15 protein-coding genes are annotated in these 20,025 nt (G+C 61.6%); 8 read left to right on the top strand and 7 right to left on the bottom strand.

Annotated elements, in window-relative coordinates; translation table 11 throughout:
• Positions 1-24 precede the first annotated feature (24 nt).
• On the bottom strand, positions 25-960 hold the full coding sequence (locus ACCD00_RS13720) for an iron-sulfur-binding ferredoxin reductase (protein ID WP_413425238.1): 936 nt from the start codon (positions 958-960) through the stop codon (positions 25-27).
• Entirely contained in the window at positions 953-2,059 is a 1,107-nt protein-coding gene (locus ACCD00_RS13715) for a GGDEF domain-containing protein (protein WP_413425236.1), read from the bottom strand. Before ACCD00_RS13715 ends, ACCD00_RS13720 begins: the two co-directional genes overlap by 8 nt.
• Positions 2,060-2,373: 314 nt before the next feature.
• Between ACCD00_RS13715 and ACCD00_RS13710 the strand changes: the two genes are divergently transcribed.
• The 7 genes from ACCD00_RS13710 (at position 2,374) to ACCD00_RS13680 (ending at position 14,986) form a co-directional block, all read left to right on the top strand.
• Complete coding sequence (locus ACCD00_RS13710) at positions 2,374-3,897, top strand: fumarate hydratase (RefSeq protein WP_413425234.1); 1,524 nt, start codon at positions 2,374-2,376, stop codon at positions 3,895-3,897.
• 208 nt (positions 3,898-4,105) lie between these two features.
• Positions 4,106-8,740, top strand: a complete 4,635-nt coding sequence (locus ACCD00_RS13705; protein ID WP_413425232.1) for a SpvB/TcaC N-terminal domain-containing protein — start codon at positions 4,106-4,108, stop codon at positions 8,738-8,740.
• A 229-nt stretch (positions 8,741-8,969) separates the two neighbouring features.
• Complete coding sequence (locus ACCD00_RS13700; protein WP_413425270.1) at positions 8,970-10,736, top strand: ATP-binding protein; 1,767 nt, start codon at positions 8,970-8,972, stop codon at positions 10,734-10,736.
• Positions 10,730-12,055 carry a sigma-54-dependent transcriptional regulator gene (locus ACCD00_RS13695; protein ID WP_413425230.1) on the top strand — a complete coding sequence of 442 codons (1,326 nt, stop codon included), beginning with the start codon at positions 10,730-10,732 and terminating at the stop codon, positions 12,053-12,055. The genes ACCD00_RS13700 and ACCD00_RS13695 overlap by 7 nt, the downstream gene beginning before the upstream one ends.
• 314 nt (positions 12,056-12,369) lie before the next feature.
• The gene (locus tag ACCD00_RS13690) at positions 12,370-13,689 is read left to right on the top strand and encodes an MFS transporter (protein WP_413425228.1); all 1,320 of its coding nucleotides are present in this window, start codon (positions 12,370-12,372) and stop codon (positions 13,687-13,689) included.
• Positions 13,690-13,913: 224 nt separating this feature from the next.
• Entirely contained in the window at positions 13,914-14,105 is a 192-nt protein-coding gene (locus ACCD00_RS13685; RefSeq protein ID WP_413425226.1) for a hypothetical protein, read from the top strand.
• A gap of 251 nt (positions 14,106-14,356) precedes the next feature.
• Positions 14,357-14,986, top strand: coding sequence for a flavin reductase family protein (locus tag ACCD00_RS13680; protein WP_413425224.1), 630 nt, complete (start codon positions 14,357-14,359; stop codon positions 14,984-14,986).
• Here ACCD00_RS13680 and ACCD00_RS13675 read toward each other — a convergent pair whose 3' ends face one another.
• Both ACCD00_RS13675 and ACCD00_RS13670 read right to left on the bottom strand, forming a co-directional pair.
• A complete protein-coding gene (locus ACCD00_RS13675; RefSeq protein WP_085714463.1) occupies positions 14,987-15,217 on the bottom strand; it encodes a hypothetical protein in 231 nt (76 codons plus the stop codon).
• Positions 15,218-15,258: 41 nt separating this feature from the next.
• Positions 15,259-15,612 carry a putative quinol monooxygenase gene (locus tag ACCD00_RS13670; RefSeq protein ID WP_413425222.1) on the bottom strand — a complete coding sequence of 118 codons (354 nt, stop codon included), beginning with the start codon at positions 15,610-15,612 and terminating at the stop codon, positions 15,259-15,261.
• Between the two features lie 339 nt (positions 15,613-15,951).
• Here ACCD00_RS13670 and ACCD00_RS13665 point away from each other — a divergent pair, with 339 nt between their 5' ends.
• Positions 15,952-16,881 carry an AraC family transcriptional regulator gene (locus tag ACCD00_RS13665; RefSeq protein WP_413425220.1) on the top strand — a complete coding sequence of 310 codons (930 nt, stop codon included), beginning with the start codon at positions 15,952-15,954 and terminating at the stop codon, positions 16,879-16,881.
• Positions 16,882-17,012: 131 nt separating this feature from the next.
• On the opposite strand, the gene ACCD00_RS13660 is transcribed toward ACCD00_RS13665, so the two are convergent.
• From ACCD00_RS13660 to ACCD00_RS13650, 3 genes are all read right to left on the bottom strand, one after another.
• Positions 17,013-18,068 (bottom strand): ABC transporter ATP-binding protein, encoded by a 1,056-nt coding sequence (locus ACCD00_RS13660; RefSeq protein WP_413425218.1) that lies wholly within the window; start codon positions 18,066-18,068, stop codon positions 17,013-17,015.
• 157 nt (positions 18,069-18,225) lie between these two features.
• The gene (locus ACCD00_RS13655) at positions 18,226-19,074 is read right to left on the bottom strand and encodes an ABC transporter permease (RefSeq protein WP_413425216.1); all 849 of its coding nucleotides are present in this window, start codon (positions 19,072-19,074) and stop codon (positions 18,226-18,228) included.
• On the bottom strand, positions 19,071-19,979 hold the full coding sequence (locus ACCD00_RS13650) for an ABC transporter permease (RefSeq protein WP_057396286.1): 909 nt from the start codon (positions 19,977-19,979) through the stop codon (positions 19,071-19,073). Before ACCD00_RS13650 ends, ACCD00_RS13655 begins: the two co-directional genes overlap by 4 nt.
• Positions 19,980-20,025: the final 46 nt, after the last annotated feature.

The raw sequence follows: 20,025 nt of genomic DNA, 5'->3' as shown, positions 1-20,025 counted from the left end.
GGTCTCGCGTCTGAAAGTCAGCGCTCAACCACGGGGCAGGAACACATCGGCCAGCAGTTGATTGCGCGGCAATCCCGCCAGGTACAGGCGCCGGGCAAAGGCGTCGACACTGTCGGGGGCTCCGCAGAGTAAGGCCAGGGTTTGCCGCGAAACAAGCCGCAGTTGCGCCAAAGCCGCTGGCAACTCGGCCGGGGTCCACAGTTCGACACTCAGGTTAGGACGGCTGGCGGCCATGGCTTGCAGTGGTTTTGCCAGGTAGTGCTCATCGGCATCATGGGCCAGGTGAATGACACGGATGGCGCCCTGATGATCGTGGCGCAGCGCTTCGCGCAATACGCCAAACAACGGCCCCAACCCGGTGCCGGCCGCCATAAGCCACAACGGTCGGGTGTGCCAGTCAGGGTCGTAGTGCAACGCCCCGCCGCGCAACTCGCCGAGACGCATCGGATCGCCGATGTTCAACTGGCGGGCTGCATCGCTGAACTCCCCCGGCAGGCGACAATCGAGGTGAAACTCCAGAAAGCGGTCGTCTTCCGGCAGGCTGGCAAGGGAATACGGCCGCGCAACGCTGCCCGCCCACAACACCAGATGCTGGCCGGCGCTGTAGCGCAACGGTCGCTGCGGGGTCAAGCGCAAGCGCAACACGCTGTCGCTCAACCAATCGACAGCCGCAACCTCGGCCGGGCGACCGTCCTCTAGCGGGTCGAAGGCATGCACCTGCAAGTCCTCGACCACCTGGCACTGGCACGCCAGTCGCCAGCCCTGTTCACGCTGCTGTGCACTCAGGGCATCCGGGCGGCTGTCACTCGGCAGGCCCCGTACACACTGCACCAGGCACGCATGGCAACTGCCGGCGCGGCAACTGTAAGGCACCGGTACGCCGTTCTGATTCAGCGCATCGAGCAGATTGCTGCCCGCCGCCACCGACCAGTGGCGCTCGCCGACCCGCAGCTCAGGCATCGACGTTCTCCCACGCTGCCGCGCATCGGTTGCGGCCATCACGTTTGGCGCGATAGAGCGCCTGATCGGCCTGTTGCAGGGCATCATCGAGGTCGTCGCCGAGTTCCAGCAGGGTCATGCCGGCGGACAGGCTGAGGTTACGCACATTCAGCCCGATCAATTCGACATCGGTGAATGCAATGCGCAGTCGTTCGCAGCACGAAGTCAGACTGTCGGCATCACAATCGGGCAGCAGCACCACGAACTCTTCGCCACCGTAGCGAGCCAGAACGTCACCGTCGCGCAGGCACGCGGTGGCTACGCCGGCAAAGGCTTGCAGCACCTGATCGCCGGCGGCATGGCCGTGCAGGTCGTTGATGCGTTTGAAATGGTCAAGATCGATCAACGCCAGGCCATGCATGACACCCGCATCCATGGCTTTCAACTCGCGGGAAGCAAGGCGCAGGAAATGCCGGCGATTGAACAGGCCGGTCAGCTCGTCGGTGGCCACCAGGTCTTCGAGCTGACGCATCATCCCGCGCAATGTGTCCTGGTGTGCCTGCAACGCAAAACGCCGCTGACGCATACGCTGTCGCGAGGCCTGGACATGGCGGGCATACAGCACCAGCCACACCAGTACGATGAACAGCACGCAGACCTGCAACACCGCCATGGCCGGGTCAGGCAGCTGGAAGTGGTAGCCCTCCCACAACGTGATCGCGCTGAAACTGCAAAACACCAGCAACGCACATCGTACAAAAGACCGGCGTGACAGATGGAACAGGCCGAACAGCAGGATCAGCACGTAAAACACCAGAAACGCGCCCCGTGCTTCGTCCAGATGGGCAATCAGCCAGGTTTGCCAACCCAGCCCCAGCAACACTTGCGCCTCGGTCAGGCTGGGGTCGGCGAGACGCAGGTTGTAGCCGCTGTAGAACACCGCGAACAGGATGACCTGACTGGTCACTACCAGTACGCTGCCGATGACGACACTGGAAAGCGGCGCGTCGTAGTGACCAGTAAAAAACGCCAGCCAAAGCAACAGCAATGCCAGGGCATAGGTGCCGGCCGCCAGGGCGAAACGTTTAAGCAACAGGCGCTGGATGGCGTTATGGGTCAATCGTTGATTCACCAAATGAAAGGAGACTGACAGAGCGTCCTACTCTACAGACCGTATGTCACTTTAGTGGCGTGGCCGATAAATGACCATTCAATTTTCGGCATGGGCAAGGTCATCTCGGTTGCAGGAGCTTATGCGACCAACGATTGACTGTCGGCGCGTGTGCAGGCCTTTGATGCGCGGTATACTGCCGCGCCTTTTTAGCGTCGCGCCAGCATGCCCGGCGTGCCTTGAAAGGTGCTTGCAACCGACCGATGCACCCAAGCTGCAAGCACCTTAATTGAATGTTCCCGTCTTTTAGAGGAGCGCGACTCATGACCGTGATCAAGCAAGACGACCTGATTCAGAGCGTTGCCGACGCCCTGCAGTTCATTTCCTACTACCACCCCGTGGATTTCATCCAGGCGATGCACGAGGCCTACCTGCGCGAAGAATCGCCAGCGGCCCGCGACTCGATGGCACAGATCCTGATCAACTCGCGCATGTGTGCCACCGGCCACCGCCCAATCTGCCAGGACACCGGTATCGTCACCGTGTTTGTCCGTGTCGGCATGGACGTGCGCTGGGATGGCGCCACCATGGGCCTGGACGACATGATCAACGAAGGCGTGCGTCGCGCCTACAACCTGCCGGAAAACGTCCTGCGTGCCTCGATCCTCGCCGACCCGGCGGGCGCTCGCAAGAACACCAAGGACAACACCCCGGCCGTTATCCACTACTCCATCGTTCCGGGTAACACCGTGGAAGTGGACGTGGCGGCCAAGGGCGGCGGTTCCGAGAACAAGTCGAAGATGGCCATGCTCAACCCGTCCGACTCGATCGTCGACTGGGTGCTCAAAACCGTTCCGGAAATGGGCGCCGGCTGGTGCCCACCGGGCATGCTCGGCATCGGCATCGGCGGCACCGCCGAGAAAGCCGCGGTGATGGCCAAGGAAGTGTTGATGGAATCCATCGACATTCACGAGCTCAAAGCCCGTGGTCCGCAGAACCGCATTGAAGAAATGCGCCTGGAGCTGTTCGAGAAGGTCAACCAGCTGGGCATCGGCGCCCAGGGCCTCGGTGGCCTGACCACCGTGCTCGACGTGAAGATCATGGACTACCCGACCCACGCCGCCTCCCTGCCGGTGTGCATGATCCCCAACTGCGCCGCCACCCGTCACGCGCACTTCGTGCTCGACGGTTCCGGCCCGGCCTCGCTGGAAGCGCCACCGTTGGACGCCTACCCGGAAATCGTCTGGGAAGCCGGTCCGTCGGCCCGTCGCGTCAACCTCGACACCCTGACCCCGGAAGAAGTGCAGAGCTGGAAGCCGGGCGAAACCGTCCTGCTCAACGGCAAGATGCTCACCGGTCGCGACGCCGCGCACAAGCGCATGGTCGAGATGCTGAACAAGGGCGAAACCCTGCCGGTTGACCTCAAGGGTCGCTTCATCTACTACGTCGGCCCGGTCGATCCGGTCGGTGACGAAGTGGTTGGCCCGGCTGGCCCTACCACCGCGACGCGGATGGACAAGTTCACCCGTCAGATCCTCGAGCAGACTGGCCTGCTGGGCATGATCGGCAAATCCGAGCGCGGCCCGACCGCGATCGAAGCGATCAAGGACAGCAAGGCCGTGTACCTGATGGCCGTCGGCGGCGCCGCTTACCTGGTCGCCCAGGCGATCAAGAAGTCCAAGGTGCTGGCGTTCGCCGAACTGGGCATGGAAGCGATCTACGAGTTCGAGGTCAAGGACATGCCGGTCACCGTTGCGGTCGACAGCAAGGGCGAGTCCGTACACATCACCGGTCCTGCCATCTGGCAGAAAAAGATCAGTGAAAGCCTGGCGGTGGAAGTTCAGTAAGCACTGACAGCGCACAGTAAGAACCGGTCTGCTGGCAACGGCAGACCGGTTTTTTTACGCCTGATAAAAAGCGATCGAAGGCTGAAGCTCACGCATCGTTTGTTCTAATAAATCCCGGCTGACCTGTCAGATCTGACAGGTTACAGCCGCCCGTGTCGCTGATAGCTTGAATGCACTCGATGCATTCTCTGTCACGGCGGACACTCCCATGGCGACTGAACAGCAGGGCACCCTCGAAATCAACGCACCCGCCCTGCCCAAAGGCGGCGGCGCCATCCAGAGCATCGGCAAGGGCTGGGGCGGTGTCGGCACCACCGGTGCGGCGTCGCTGGAGCTGCCACTGCCCATCAGCAAGGCGCCCAATCGTGACATGGTCCCGGCCCTGGGCCTGGGTTACAGCAGCGATGTCGGTAACAGTCCGTTCGGCATCGGCTGGCGCCTGACCACCAATGCGATCACCCTGCGCACCACCAAAGGCGTGCCGAAGTACGATGGCAGCGACCAGGTGGTTGGCCCCGGCGGTGACGTGTGGATGCCCGAGAAGAGTGATGACGGCAAACTGATCTCCAGGGCGGTGTCCGGGTACAACGGCGTCCAGATCGGCATGCATCAGGTCGTGCGCTACTGGCCGCGGGTCGAAGGCGCTTTCGATTTGATCGAGCACTGGACCAAAGAGGGCGATGCGGACAATCCGGCGGGCTTCTGGCTGATCCACGGTGCCGACGGCAGCCTGCACTGCTACGGCAAAACCGAGGCGTCACGCCGGGCCGATTCGAACGACAAGTCCCGCGTCGGTGTGTGGCTGATCGATGAAAGCCTGAACCTGCGCGGCGAACATGTGGTGTACCTGTACCAGGCAGAAGTCGATGTGCCGACCGCCCCACAGTTGCGTGACTACCGTGCCCAGCGCTACCTGCGTCGGGTCTTGTACGGCAACGCCCAGGCCAGCGCCAACCTGTATGCATGGAAAGCCAATGGCTGGAAAGACGTGGCCTGGCATTTCCACCTGCTGTTCGATTACGGCGAACGCAGTGCCGACCTGACGCAAGTGCCGATGTACGATCTACCCGGTATAGAGCGCGGAGACTGGGGCGAACCACGCAAGGATCCATTCTGGAACTACGCCTACGGTTTTGAACTGGGCTCCCGGCGCCTGTGCCGTCAGGTCCTGATGTTTCATCAGTTCGCCGAAGAGCTCGGTAACGACCCGGTACTGGTCCAGCGCCTGCTGCTCGAGCATCGCCAGAGTCCGCTGGGCTACAACCATCTGACCGCCGCCCACATCCAGGCGTATGACAATCAGGGACAGATGGAAAGCCGGCCGCCCATGGAGTTCTTCTATAACCCGTTCGAACTCGATCCGCAGCGCGAGGGTTACCGCAAGTTCCCGCAGATGCCCGGTCTCAATGATGGCCAGCGTTATCAACTGGTGGACTTGTATGGCGAAGGCATGCCCGGCGTGCTGTTCAGCAGCGACAAGGCCTGGTATTACCGCGAACCGCTACGCGCCGCCAGTGGCGGCAATGAAGTGAGTTATGGCGACTGGGCGCTATTGCCCGGCATTCCCGTGGCCGACAGCAGCAAACCGGTTCGCCAGTCCCTCAGCGACCTGACGGGCGACGGCAAGCTCGACTGGGTCATCGCCCAGCCCGGTCTGTCCGGTTTCTTCACCCTCAATCCCGACCGAACCTGGTCGAACTTCGTGGCCTACGCGGCATTTCCCACGGAGTTTTTTCATCCCAAGGCGCAACTCGCCGACCTGGTGGGCGACGGCCTGACTGACCTGGCGTTGATCGGCCCGCGGAGTGTGCGGTTGTACTCCAGCCGTCGTGAAGTCGGGTTCAGCCAAGGGGCCGACGTCCCTCACGGTGAAGACTCACTGCCGCTGCTGAGCAATGCCCAGACCGAACTGGTGGCGTTCAGCGACCCACTGGGCAGCGGCACGCAGCACTTGGTGCGCATCCGTCACAACGAAGTCAAATGCTGGCCGAATCTGGGTCATGGAAAGTTCGGCAAAGGCTTCGTGCTTTGCGACCTGCCCTTCGACTATGCCGAGTTCGATGCATCGCGGGTACGACTGGCAGACCTGGACGGCTCGGGTGCCGTTGACCTGATCTACCTGGAGTCCGACGGATTCCGGGTGTTCATGAACCACGGCGGCGAAGGCTTCGATGAAGCCTCGGTGACAATGCCGTGGCCGCAAGGCGTGCGTTACGACCGCCTCTGCCAGGTGAGCATCGCCGACCTGCAAGGGCTGGGTTGTTCCAGCCTGATCCTGACCGTACCGCACATGGAGCCCCGGCACTGGCGCTACGATTTCGTCAGCGCCAAGCCGTATCTGGTGAGTGCCAGCCACAACAATATGGGCGCCGTGACGGGCGTGAGCTACCGCAGTTCGGCCCAGGAATGGCTGGATGAAAAAGCCGAGCTGATCGCGGCCGGCAAAGCCCCGGTTTCGCACCTGCCGTTTGCCATGCATCTGGTCAGCCAGCAGACCCAGCTCGATGAAATCACCGGCAATCGACTGACCCAGGGCTTCACTTACCGCCAGGGTTTCTACGACAGTTTCGAACGTGAGTTCCGTGGTTTTGGCCTGCTGCTGCAAACCGATACTGAGGCTTCGGTGGCCGAACGTTCAAGCCTGGGCTTCACTGCGCCGATTCTCAGCAAGACCTGGTTCCATACGGGCAAAGCCATAGACATGCGTGACGATAGTTACTACCGGGGGGACACCAACGCCGTCGATTTGCGCGCAACCCTGCTGCACGAGTATCACCTCAGCGACGCGGCGGGACGAGTGATCGAGCCCGACGAAGAACTCGTCCGCGAGATGGCCCGCGCCCTCAGCGGCTCTGTGTTGCGCTCAGAGGTTTTTGCCGCTGACGATGATCCCGCAACGGCTGTGCCCTATACAGTGCAGGAGAACCGCTTTCTCATTCGCCAGTTGCGCCCCAAAGGTAAACATCACCCCTATGCCGTGTTGCAGTCACTGGCGCTGGAAAGCATCGCTTACCAGTACGAAAAAACACTCGCCGACGACCCGCTGGTCCAGCACACGATCAACCTGGAGTGGGACAAGTTCGGCAGCCTGACTCATGGTTTTGTCGTGCACTACGCCCGGCGTAAAACCGACAAGGACAATCCGCCCTTCCACGTCGATCAGCCCGGCGACGAAAGCGATGAAGACTACGAAAACAAATGGTGGCTGGACGCCCACGACGAAGCGCAACAATGCTGGTATCTGACCGAGGCGAAAGCCGAGCATTGCCATTTGGAAAACACTGACGGCTGGCGCCTGGGCCTGCCCTATCGTCAGCGCGGCAATGCGCTGGTCCTGGAAAAAAACGAACTCAAACCTGTCGACATCCACCATGAGAAGCTCCTTGAGTGGGCCGCCGACGCAGGAGCCTGGGCAGGCAAAGCGGTGCTGACCGGTTTGTCGCTGCAACGCTATCAGGACCCGGCCACCGGCCAATTGCTGGACCCGGACCGACTGATTTTCACCGCCCTGCCCGACTACCTGGAAACCGCCGAACTGGATGCCGCCGCCCTGAGCGCCTACGACAAGCTCAAGGACGAAAACGGCAACATGCCGTTCAACCTCAAGGAGAAACTCCAATCACCCGAAGTCGGTTACCACATCATGGATCTGTTCCTGCCGGATGCTCCCGCGGGTGACCCCGTAGACCCGACCGATGCCAAGAACTATCTGTGGTCCGTGCGCAAGAGCTTCCCCACTTACCACGGCCTGGAAGGGTTCCATAACGTCGAAAAATTCCAGCAGACCAAAAGCCATGGCATCACCTCAGTCGCGTATGACGAGCACTGGTGCCTGAGTACCGCCGTCACGTTGCCGGATGGCTGCACCACAGGCATCCTCGATATCGACTACCGATCGTTCCTGCCAGCAGGCATCATCGACCCCAATCAAAACACCCAGGAGGCTCGCTACAACGCGTTCGGCGAAGTGCTGGTGACCAGTTTCTACGGCACGGAACTGGGCGTCGAGGTCGGTTTCCATCCGCTCAGCGGTTACCAGCCACCTGAGGACCGCACCCCGGCAGGCGCTATCGCCGACAAGAACAAAGCCATCGACAACTACGCCACGGCCAACTTCTCCGCGCCCTTCAGCTGGATGGGCAAAATCCCCCCGGCAGCGCCCGCGCCCTGGCTGGCCTGGGCCCGCGCCGAAGGTTTCGTATTGCCCGACGGCCATCTTTGCAGCCGGGCACGTGTGCACCTTGAAGGCCTGCAAAATCCTTCCGCGAACGAACGGCAGCTTCAGCAATACCTCGACAACGCGCATCGCGAACCCGTGCATGTCGTCACCTTGCAGGCCGACCGCTACCCCGGCGATCCGGAGCTGCAAATCCGCGCGGCCATCGCCTGCTGGGATGGCTTCGGACGCTCCCTGCAAACCAAACAGGAGGTCGAACCCGGCCTGGCCTGGGTGGTCAACGACAAAGGCGAACTTGAGCCCGACGAAAACGGTCGCCCCAAGGAAGAACAGGCGGCCCGGCGCTGGCGGGTCAGCGAACGGGTCGAGTACAACAATAAAGGCGAAACCGTGCGGATCTATCGCCCCTACTTCGCCAGCGCCTACCGCTACATCAACGACGCCTCGATCCGCGAGTCGGGCTACCACGACCAGCAGTTCTACGACGCCGCCGGCCGGCCGACACACACTGTGCTGGCGAAAAAAATGCTGCAGGGCAATCCACCAGAAGAAAAACCGTTGCGTCGGGAACAACGCTATCGCACCTGGTACACCATTGCGTTTGACGAAAACGACTTGTTTGATCCGCCACCCGCACAACGGCAATCCATCTGGACAATCCATTGAGCGCAAACATCCACCGCCATACGCCAGCGCTGGCTGCTACCGACGGTCGTGGCATAGTGGTACGGCAAGTGGCTTACCTTCGTGCCTTGAGACCGAAGTGGAACAAATGTGCAAAAAAATGAGCGATTGAAAGCTCAAGATATTCACCAGGGCACAGTGAGATGAGATCTGGCGCAAGATAGTCCGCATGCTATCTTGCGCCTCTTATCTTTTGTCCGATTTCCGTTCGATGCTCCCGACCTCCCGAACCCTGCGCCTGGCGCTCTACACCCTGTTGATCATCGCCGGCGCCGCCATCGCCGCGACCCTGGCCGTGCGCCACTCCGTGCGTCAGTCAATGGTCGAAGACGCCGCCCGCGCCAATCAGCAATTGGCGCTGTACGCCACGTCCCTGCATACCTTGATCGAACGTTACCGTGCCCTGCCCGCCGTGCTGGCGCTGGACCCGGAATTGCGCTCGGCGCTCAGGGGGGCGGTGAGCCCCGAACAGCAGGATGCGTTGAACCGCAAACTGGAAAAAATCAACGGCGCCGCCCAATCCTCGACCCTGGAATTGCTCGACCGCAACGGCCTGGCCATCGCGGCCAGCAACTGGCGCCTGCCCAGCAGTTATGTCGGTCACAACTACGCGTTCCGCCCTTATTTCAACCAGACTCGCACTCAGGGCACCGGGCGTTTTTACGCGGTAGGCGTGACCAGCGGGATTCCCGGTTACTTCCTCTCCAGTGCGGTCAGCGATGACGATGGCCAGTTCCTTGGCGCCATGGTGGTGAAACTGGAATTTCCCGAACTGGAGCGCGAGTGGCGTCAGGGCAGCGATACGCTGCTGGTCAGCGATGCGCGCGGGATCATCTTCATCGCCAACCAGCCGGGCTGGCGCTACCGCCTGCTCAAGCCGCTGAGCGATAGCGATCATGCCGAACTCAAGACCACCCGCCAGTACGATAAACAGCCCCTGACGCCGCTTGAGTTTCAATCGTTGCGGCGCTTCGACGACAACAGTGACCTGTCTCGGGTCGATGGTCCGGACGGCAAGGCGGATTACCTGTGGGAATCCCTGCCGCTGAGTGCCGAGGGCTGGACCCTGCACCTGCTGCGTCGCCCGCAAGTCGCCTTCGAAGACAGCCGCAATGCGGCGCTCGCCGCGGCCGGGCTATGGCTGACCCTGGTGTTCCTGCTGCTGTTTCTCAACCAGCGCTGGCGCCTGGCGAAAATGCGCCAGCGCAGTCGCGAAGAACTCGAACGACTGGTAGAAGAGCGTACCCGCGACCTGCGCACCGCCCAGGAAGGCCTGGTGCAGTCGGCCAAACTCGCGGCGCTGGGGCAGATGTCCGCCGCCCTGGCCCATGAGATCAACCAGCCGCTCACCGCCCAGCGCATGCAGCTGGCGACCTTGCGCCTGCTGCTCGACAACGGCCGCGTCGACGACGCCTACAAGGCGCTCAAACCGGTGGATGAAATGCTCACCCGCATGGCGGCCCTCACCGGCCACCTGAAAACCTTCGCCCGCAAGAGCCCCAGCGGTCTGCGCGAACGCCTGGACCTGGCAACGGTGGTGGACCAGTCGCTGCAACTGCTCGACACAAGGTTGCGCGACGAACAGGTCAGCACGGTGTTGCACCTGACCCGCCCGGCCTGGGTGCGCGGCGATGCGATTCGTCTGGAACAGGTGCTGATCAATCTGCTGCGCAACGCCCTCGATGCGATGCAGGACAAACCCTGCAAACGCCTGGAAATCCGCCTGGAAGCCGACGAGCAATTGTGGCGCCTGAGCGTGAAAGACAATGGTGGCGGTATCGCCGAAGAGAACCTGTCCAAGGTCTTCGATCCGTTCTTCACCACCAAACCGGTGGGCGATGGCCTGGGCATCGGCCTGGCCGTATCGTTTGCCATCGTTCACGAATCCGGCGGGCGCCTGAGTGCCGCCAATCATGACAAAGGTGCCGTGTTTACCATGACCTTGCCCATCGACCTGGAGGTGCATGAACCATGCTGAACTCAGTGATGGTGGTCGACGACGAAAGCAGCATCCGCAGTGCCGTTGAGCAATGGTTGAGCCTGTCGGGTTTCGAGGTGCAGCTGTTCAGCCGCGCCGATGAATGCCTGGCGCAATTGCCCAGGCACTTTGCCGGGGTGATTCTCAGCGATGTGCGCATGCCCGGCATGACCGGCCTGGAACTGCTGGCCGAGGTGCAACGCCGGGATGCCGATTTGCCGGTGATCCTGTTGACCGGCCACGGCGATGTACCGATGGCCGTCGAGGCCATGCGCGACGGTGCCTACGATTTCCTCGAAAAACCCTTCAGCCCGGAAACCCTGCTTGGCAGCCTGCGCCGCGCCCTCGACAAGCGCCGGCTGGTGCTGGAAAACCGTGCGCTGCACGAGCAGGCGGACAACCGCGCCAAACTGGATGCCACGCTGCTCGGCGTGTCCCGGGGTTTGCAGACCCTGCGGCGGCAGGTGCTGGACCTGGCAGCACTGCCGGTCAACGTGCTGATTCGCGGTGAAACCGGCAGCGGCAAGGAACTGGTTGCGCGTTGCCTGCACGACTTCGGGCCCCGGGCCGACAAGCCCTTTGTCGCACTCAACTGCGCGGCCATCCCCGAGCAATTGTTCGAGGCCGAGCTGTTCGGTCACGAGAGCGGCGCGTTCACCGGGGCGTCCGGCAAGCGCATTGGCAAACTGGAGTACGCCGACGGCGGCACACTGTTTCTCGATGAAATCGAAAGCATGCCGCTGGCCCAGCAGGTGAAACTGCTGCGGGTGTTGCAGGAGCAAAAGCTTGAGCGACTGGGGTCGAACCAGAGCATCCGCGTGGATTTGCGCATCATCGCCGCGACCAAACCGGACCTGCTCGACGAAGCGCGGGCCGGACGTTTTCGCGAAGACCTGGCCTATCGTTTGAACGTCGCCGAGCTGCGCTTGCCGCCGCTGCGCGACCGGCGCGAGGACATCCCGTTGCTCTACGAGTCGTTTGCCCGCAACGCTGCCGAACGCCTGGGGCGGACCTTGCCACCGTTGAGCGGTCCACAGCTGAGCCATCTATTGAGCCACGACTGGCCGGGCAATGTGCGCGAACTGGCGAACGTCGCCGAACGTCAGGTATTGGGGCTCGGCGAGCCGGAGCCCCTGGGCATCGAGCCCGGCCAGTCACTGGCGGCGCAGCAGGAAGCGTTTGAGGCGCAATGCCTGCGTGCGGCGTTGACCCGGCACAAGGGTGATGTGAAGGCGGTGCTCGAAGAACTGCAGCTGCCGCGCCGGACCTTCAATGAAAAGATGCAGCGGCATGGGTTGAGTCGGGAGATGTTTTTGTAGCGCCTGAACTGGCCTCTTCGCGAGCAAGCCCGCTCCCACAGTGGATCTCCAGTGAACACAAGATTTGTGTACGTCTCAGATCAATTGTGAGAGCGGGCTTGCTCGCGAAGAGGCCGGTACAGGCGACACAAACCCAGGAGCCCGAATAAGCAACTTTCCGCCCACCACCAACCACAGATAAGCGGATTTCCGCTCACTGAAACACCCTCCCCCCTCTAAACCGGCCCTCTCCCCGTTGGCACAGCTCCTGCTATAGCCCAGGCAGGCTGCGTTTCATCGCGCTCCACAAAAACAATTAAATGAAGGATCCTTCAATGGATAACTCCAACTCCCTGCCGCTTGGGTCGGCTGCCGTACCGGCCAAAGAAAGAACCACTTCCAGTCGCATCAAATCGATCTTCAGCGGTTCCGTCGGCAACATGGTCGAGTGGTACGACTGGTACGTCTATGCCGCCTTCTCCCTGTACTTCGCCAAGACTTTCTTCCCCAAAGGCGACACCACCGCCCAACTGCTCAACACCGCCGCGATCTTCGCCGTGGGCTTCCTGATGCGTCCAATCGGTGGCTGGCTGATGGGCCTGTATGCCGACAAGGTCGGGCGCAAAAAGGCCCTGATGGCCTCGGTGTACCTGATGTGCTTCGGCTCGCTGCTGATCGCCTTGAGCCCAAGCTACGAAGTCATTGGCATCGGCGCGCCGATACTGCTGGTGTTCGCGCGCTTGCTGCAAGGCCTGTCGGTGGGTGGCGAATACGGCACCTCCGCCACTTACCTGAGCGAAATGGCGACCAAGGAGCGTCGCGGCTTCTACTCCAGCTTCCAGTACGTGACCCTGATCTCCGGCCAGCTCATCGCTTTGGCAGTGCTGATCGTGCTGCAACAACTGCTGACCACCGAAGAGCTCTACGCCTGGGGCTGGCGCATCCCGTTCGCCATCGGCGCGCTGTGTGCCGTGGTTGCGTTGTACCTGCGTCGCGGCATGGAAGAGACCGAGTCGTTCACCAAAAAAGAGAAAGCCAAGGAAAGCGCGATGCGCACCTTGCTGCGTCATCCCAAGGAACTGATGACCGTGGTCGGCCTGACCATGGGCGGTACCCTGGCGTTCTACACCTACACCACGTACATGCAGAAATACCTGGTGAACACCGTCGGCATGAGCATTTCCGACTCCACCACCATTTCCGCCGCCACGCTGTTCCTGTTCATGTGCCTGCAGCCGGTCATCGGCGGGCTGTCGGATAAAATCGGTCGCCGGCCGATCCTGATTGCCTTCGGTATCCTCGGGACCCTGTTCACCGTGCCGATCCTCACCACCCTGCACACCGTTACGACCTGGTGGGGCGCGTTCTTCCTGATCATGGCGGCGCTGATCATCGTCAGCGGCTATACCTCGATCAACGCCGTGGTGAAAGCCGAACTGTTCCCGACCGAGATTCGCGCCCTGGGCGTGGGCCTGCCATACGCACTGACCGTATCGATCTTCGGCGGCACCGCCGAATACATCGCGCTGTGGTTCAAGAGCATCGGCATGGAAACCGGTTACTACTGGTATGTCACCGCGTGTATTGCCGTGTCGTTGCTGGTGTACGTGACCATGAAAGACACCCGCAAGCATTCGCGGATCGTGACGGACTGACCGTCCACCGGCACTCACTGCAACGGTGAGTGCCATGAGCCTTCGCGAGCGACCTCGCGAAGGCCACCATTCGTCTCCCCCTCCAGCAAGATAATCATCGGTTAATTCACCGGCCGCACCCTGCGCCTGAGTGCATCCAGATGAACAGGACGCACGTATATCCGTTACAGGCCTCGAAAGAGCATCTGAACGAACCCATTACGAACGTACCTGGAGTACCTGTCATGAAAACCCGACTGATCCTTGCCCTGACCCTTTCCGTGCTGGCTGCCAATGCCTTTGCAGCCGACGGTTACGACAAAACCGGCTCGGCCTCCTACGGCACCGGCACCAGCGCTGCCATCGAGCACGCCCGTTCGGGCACCTATGCCGCCGATGGCTTCGATAAAACCGGCACCGCTGAAAGTATCGGCTGATTGTGGAGGGGAATTGGGGGGACGTAGAAGTATTCGGGTCAACCATGGAACCTGTGGGAGCGGGCTTGCTCGCGAAAGCGGTGTATCAGTCACATTGATGCTGGATGTGCCGACGCATTCGTCGGAACGCCGCCCGGAGCAAGCCCGCTCCCACATTTGACCTCATCACCTCAAGTGCTGAATCCGGCTGGAAATCTGCGGCGCGTGCTTGCACCATGAGCGTCTCCCGCCCGCTCCGGAAATTCTCCCCAATGCCCGACGACATCCACTTCTACGAACCCGCCAACGGCCACGGCCTGCCCCACGATCCGTTCAACGCCATCGTCGGCCCACGCCCCATTGGCTGGATCTCTTCGCAGAATGCCGAGGGCCGCCTGAACCTGGCGCCCTACAGCTTCTTCAACGCCTTCAACTACATTCCGCCGATCATCGGTTTTTCCAGCGTCGGGCGCAAAGACAGCCTGAACAACATCGAACAGACCGGTGAATTCGTCTGGAACCTGGCCACGCGGCCGCTGGCCGAGCAGATGAACCAGAGCTGCGCCATGGTCGGGCCTGAGGTCAACGAATTCGAACTGGCCGGACTGACGACCGTTGCCTCGAAGGTGATTCAGGTGCCACGAGTGGCCGAAAGCCCGGTGTCGTTCGAGTGCAAGGTCACGCAGATCATCCAGTTGCAACGGGCGGACGGCAATGTGGTGCCGAGCTGGCTGATCCTCGGCGAAGTGGTCGCCGTGCATATCGCCAAATGGTTGTTGAAGGATGGGATATACGACACCGCCGCGGCAGAACCGATTCTGCGCGGCGGCGGGCCAGCGGATTATTTCCAGCTGGGGCCTGAGGCGTTGTTCAAGATGTACCGCCCGGGGGCGGTGAAGTGATCACCAGAGCAGGTCGGTGTTTTCCTTGACGTCCTTGAGGCGGGTCAGCTCCTTGGCGGCCGCATCATCGGCCTCGTGGGCAGTCTTGAAGACCTGGCCTTCCAGCACTTTGTGAAAACGCGGGGCGCCGGAACCACCCAGCGCTTTGACGGCGATAGCGGCGTGGTAACCACCCTCGCCCGGTACTACAGCGGAAACAGCTTCAAAGTGTTCAAAGGCTTTACGTGCCATGTCGCGAATCCTGGCTGGTTGAGAATGCTGTCATTAAACCCTCAACCGGCCAGTTTGTGTACCGCCACTGCGGACTGACCGAGGGCCTGCGCCGCCGACACATCCTTGAAGGTATGGAAATCCAGGCTATTGACCACCAGGTCCTGCACCAGCTCGGCAAAAACCTCCATCGCCGGCGTGCTGAAGTACGCGGTCATGGCCTGTTGATTGCTCCAGAAACCGGACACCAGCCACAGATCCGGATCGCACTGCGAATGCTGCAAGGCAAAACTCAGGCAGCCCGGCGCTGCGCGGGACGGCTCGATCAGGGCACTGAGGCGCACACCAAGTTCCACCGAGCGCCCGGCGCGCGCTCGAACGAAGGCCATATGACTGACGGGGATTTGCTTGGACATGTTCAACCCTCCCGGGGAGTCGCGAGGCAGCCGGGGGACGGGCTGCGACAGGATCAAAGGTTAAGGGCCGCGACGCCGGTCTCGTTAGTCGATTCCTGCCGGTGCGTTGCACAATCCTGCGAAACTGCATGGGAAGCCTGTAACAAGCGGTAAAACCCTGTCACGGTTCTGCCATACGAGTTTCAAGCAAGTTTTTCCGGTGCAAGGCTCTAGTGTTAATACCGCCGGTCGAGCCCAGGCAGAATCAGGCAAGCATCCGGCAGGATGTGTCTACCACTGTCACTTGCACAAACTTATGCTCTGCTCCATTCCCACCCTGCCTTGCCGAGGATGCCTCGCATGTCGTCGCCCGATCACTTTCAAGCCCCGCTGGACACCGACATGGAAAAGCAGCGCGCGGAACTGGCGGCGATCATCCGCCGTAACACCGCCGAAGACGGCAGTTATGCCACGGCCATCGCCTCGCTGTTCATGTCACGCCACAGCCAGTCCCACGAGTTCGCCCCGGTGCTCGCGCAACCGGCGCTGTGCATCATGGCTCAGGGACGCAAGGAAGTTCAGTTGGCCAACGAGTACTTCAACTACGACCCGTTGAACTACCTGGTGGTCTCGGTCTCGATGCCGCTGAGTGGACGGGTGGTGGATGTCTCGGCCGAGGAACCGATCCTGGCCTTGCGCCTGGACATCGACCCGGCGGAAATCACTGCATTGATCGCCGACGCCGGCCCCCTCGGCGTACCCACCCGGCCGACCGGGCGCGGGCTGTATGTCGAACGACTCGACACCGCCATGCTTGATGCGGTGCTGCGTCTGGCACGGCTACTGGACACGCCCAAAGACATCGCCATGCTCGCGCCGCTGATTCGCCGGGAGATCCTCTATCGACTGTTGCGCAGCAAACAGGGGCATCGGCTGTACGAAATCGCCATCGCCAACAGCCAGAGCCATCGCATCAGCCAGGCGATCAAATGGCTCAACGGCAACTTCGAGCAGCCGTTGCGCATCGATGATCTGGCGAAGGAAGTGAACCTGAGCGTGTCGACCTTGCATCACCGTTTCAAGGCGATGACGGCGATGAGTCCGTTGCAATATCAAAAGCAGCTTCGCCTGCAGGAAGCGCGGCGGCTGATGCTGGCCGAAGGGCTGGAGGCTTCGGCGGCGGGGTATCGCGTCGGCTATGAAAGCCCTTCGCAGTTCAGCCGGGAGTACAGCCGGTTGTTCGGCGCGCCGCCGTTAAGGGATCTGGCGCGGTTGCGGTTGTCAGTCTGATCCGGAATTTTTGGTGTGGCTGCTGACCCCTTCGCGAGCAAGCCCGCTCCCACAGGTTCTGTGAACGCCACATACCCTGTAGGAGCTGGCTTGCCAGCGATAAGGCCAGCAAGGCCAACATCAAATCCGGATCAGGCCCCGAGTACCCGGCAAGCCTCCGCCGGCAACGTCACCGACACCGGATGCCCGATGCTCAGGCCGAAGCCCTGACATGGTGTGCTCAGCGCGGTAAACGACACCCCGGAACACTCCACCGTGGTCTCGATGGTCGCGCCGATATCGCGCACGAACGTCACCTTGCCCAGCAAGCGGTTGCCTGCGGTCGCCTGGGGTGCCGACAGTTGCAGGTCTTCAGGACGAATCAGCATCTTCAACTTCTCCCCTGCCGCAATACTCGTGCAGATCGGCACTTGCAGCGCATCGCCACCCGGCAGGCAGACCTTGCCGTTGCCCAGCGCCGTGGCCGGGAAGATGTTGCCCGAGCCGATGAAATCGGCGACGAACTCATTGGCCGGGTGCCGGTAGATTTCAATCGGCGTGCCCACTTGCTGCACCCGATGTTCACCCAGCACCACCACGATATCAGCCATGGTCATGGCCTCGCGCTGGTCGTGGGTCACCATGATGGTGGTGATGTTCAGGCGTTGTTGCAGTTGACGGATTTCCACCTGCATCGACTCGCGCAGCTTGGCGTCCAGCGCCGACAACGGTTCGTCGAGCAGCAGGATCTTCGGGTGCGAGGCAATCGCCCGGGCAATCGCCACGCGCTGACGCTGGCCGCCGGAGAGCTTGGCCACCGGACGATTGATCATCGGTTGCAGCTGGATCAGTTCCAGCAATTCCACCACCCGCTTCTGCTGATCGGCCTTGCCGACCCCGCGCAGTTTCAGCGGATAGGCGATGTTCTCGCCCACGGTCATGTGCGGGAACAGTGCCAGGGACTGGAACACCATGCCGAAGTTGCGCAGGTGCGCCGGGGTGTTGCCGATGTCTTCACCGTCCAGGCGGATCTCGCCGCCGGTCAGGCTTTCAAGGCCGGCAATCATGCGCAGCAACGTGGTTTTGCCACAGCCCGAAGGGCCGAGGAAACACACCAGCTTGCCCTCGGGCAAATGCAGGTTCACATCCGTTACCGCGCAGGCCGAGCCGTAATGTTTCTCGACGTTTTCCAGAATCAGACCAGACATAAGAATCACCTCAAAAATAAGGTTCTGTCTGGAGGTCGCCGAGCGATGATCAGGCAAGGCAAAAGTCTGCGAAGAAGCGGAGTTGACTTTAGTCAATGAGCATTCTGAGCTGACTTTTAACGCAGCATGATCGAGCGCAGGCACCTCCGGGCAGAAGCTAGAACGAAACGCCACCTTCGCCGACTAACTTCTCCAGCGCCCAGATCAGGACGAAGTCGATCAGCACGATCAGCACGGCAAACGAAAATACGGTTGGGTCGAGCGAAGACACGGTGCGGCTGTACATCCAGATCGGCACGGTCATCACATCGATGGTGTAGAGGAAGTAGGTCACGGTGAACTCGTTGAACGAGACGATGAACGCCAGCAGCATGCCCGCCAGGATCCCCGACTTCATCAACGGCACCACCACATCGACAATCGCCCGCAGCGGTGAAGCGCCGAGCATCTGCGCGGCCTCCTCGACTTCGCTGCCGATGGAGAGCATCGCCGCCGTGCAGTTCTTCACCACGAACGGCAATGCGAGGATCACGTGGGCAATCACCAGGCGCGAGGTAGTCATGTGGAACGGCAGGCTGTCGAACACCAGCAGCAATGCCAGGCCCAACACCACCATCGGGAACACCAGTGGCAACGACATCAGTTGCAGCGCCACGGCCTTGCCGCGGAACTCGCAACGGGTCAGCGCGTAGGCCGCCGGCACCGCGATCAGCGTGGCGAAGATCATGGTCAGGCACGACACCAGCAGGCTGGTGCTCATGGCCTGGCCGAGGCTCAGGACGTCGCTGGCGTCCGGTGACACAAAGGTGTGCCAGGCGGCTTTGTACCATTGCAGGCTGTAGCTGCTCGGCGGGAAGTCGAGGTTCGACGCGCCGCTGAACGACATCACGATCATGGTCAGGATCGGCAACACCGCCAACAGCAGGATGAAGCCCGAGAGGATGCCGGCAAACTTGCCGGTATCACCCGGCAACAGTGACTGGCGCTTCTTGATCAGGGTACTCATTGCGAAGCCTCCAGCATGCGGCGACGACGGCCAGTGATGTATTCGGACAGGGTCATGATCGCCAGGGTGGTAACGATCAGCACCACACCGGCAGCGGATGCGGCGGGCCAGTTCATCAGCGGGGCGATCTGGTCATGCACCATCACCGCCAGCATCGGCACGCGCCGGCCACCGAGCAGCAACGGCACCACAAAACTGCTGGCGTTGTAGGCGAACACCAGGGTCGCACCGGTAATGATCCCCGGCAGACTCATCGGCAATACCACCTGGCGGAATACCTGCAAGCGACTGGCGCCGAGGGTGGCGGCGGCCTCTTCATAGCTGCGAGCGACACCGCGCATGGCGCTGGCAATCGGCAACACGGCCAGCGGGAAGGCGGTTTGCACCAGGCCCATCAACACGCCGTTCTGGTTGTACAACAGCATGATCGGGCGCTTGATCAGGCCCAGGCCCATCAGGGTCTGGTTGAGCATGCCGCCGGGACCGAGGATCACCAGCCAGCCGTAGCTTTGCAGCAGCAGGTTGACCAGCAAGGGCAGCAGCACCGCCGCAAGGAAGATCCGTCGCACGAACGGCGAGGTCAGGCGCGACATGGTGTAGGCCACCGGGATCGCCAGAATCACTGCGATCACCGCGCTGATCAGCGCCAGGCGCAGGGTCAGCATCAGCGATTTGAGGTAATAGGGTTCCAGCAACTGGGCGTAACTGGCCAGGCTGAAGCCGGACCATTCCGCGCCCTTGGTGCCCACGCTCATGCGCAGTACCAGCAGGCTGGCGGCAATCAGTACGCCAAGAAACAGCATCGACGGCGAAAGGAAAAACCAGGCGCGCGCCGTTGGCGAAACACCCTGAGCAGCGCGCACGGGGGCGGCACTCACCGGATGGGTCAGAGGTTGGTGTTCCATAGCAAAGGGTCTCGTCAATGGAAGATCAATGGCACACGGAAGCGGG

Source organism: Pseudomonas sp. Pseusp3 (genome assembly GCF_047304225.1).
Lineage (GTDB): Bacteria > Pseudomonadota > Gammaproteobacteria > Pseudomonadales > Pseudomonadaceae > Aquipseudomonas > Aquipseudomonas fluorescens_CD.
The sequence above is the reverse complement of the archived record's forward strand: the minus strand, read 5'-3'. Positions and strand labels throughout refer to the sequence as shown.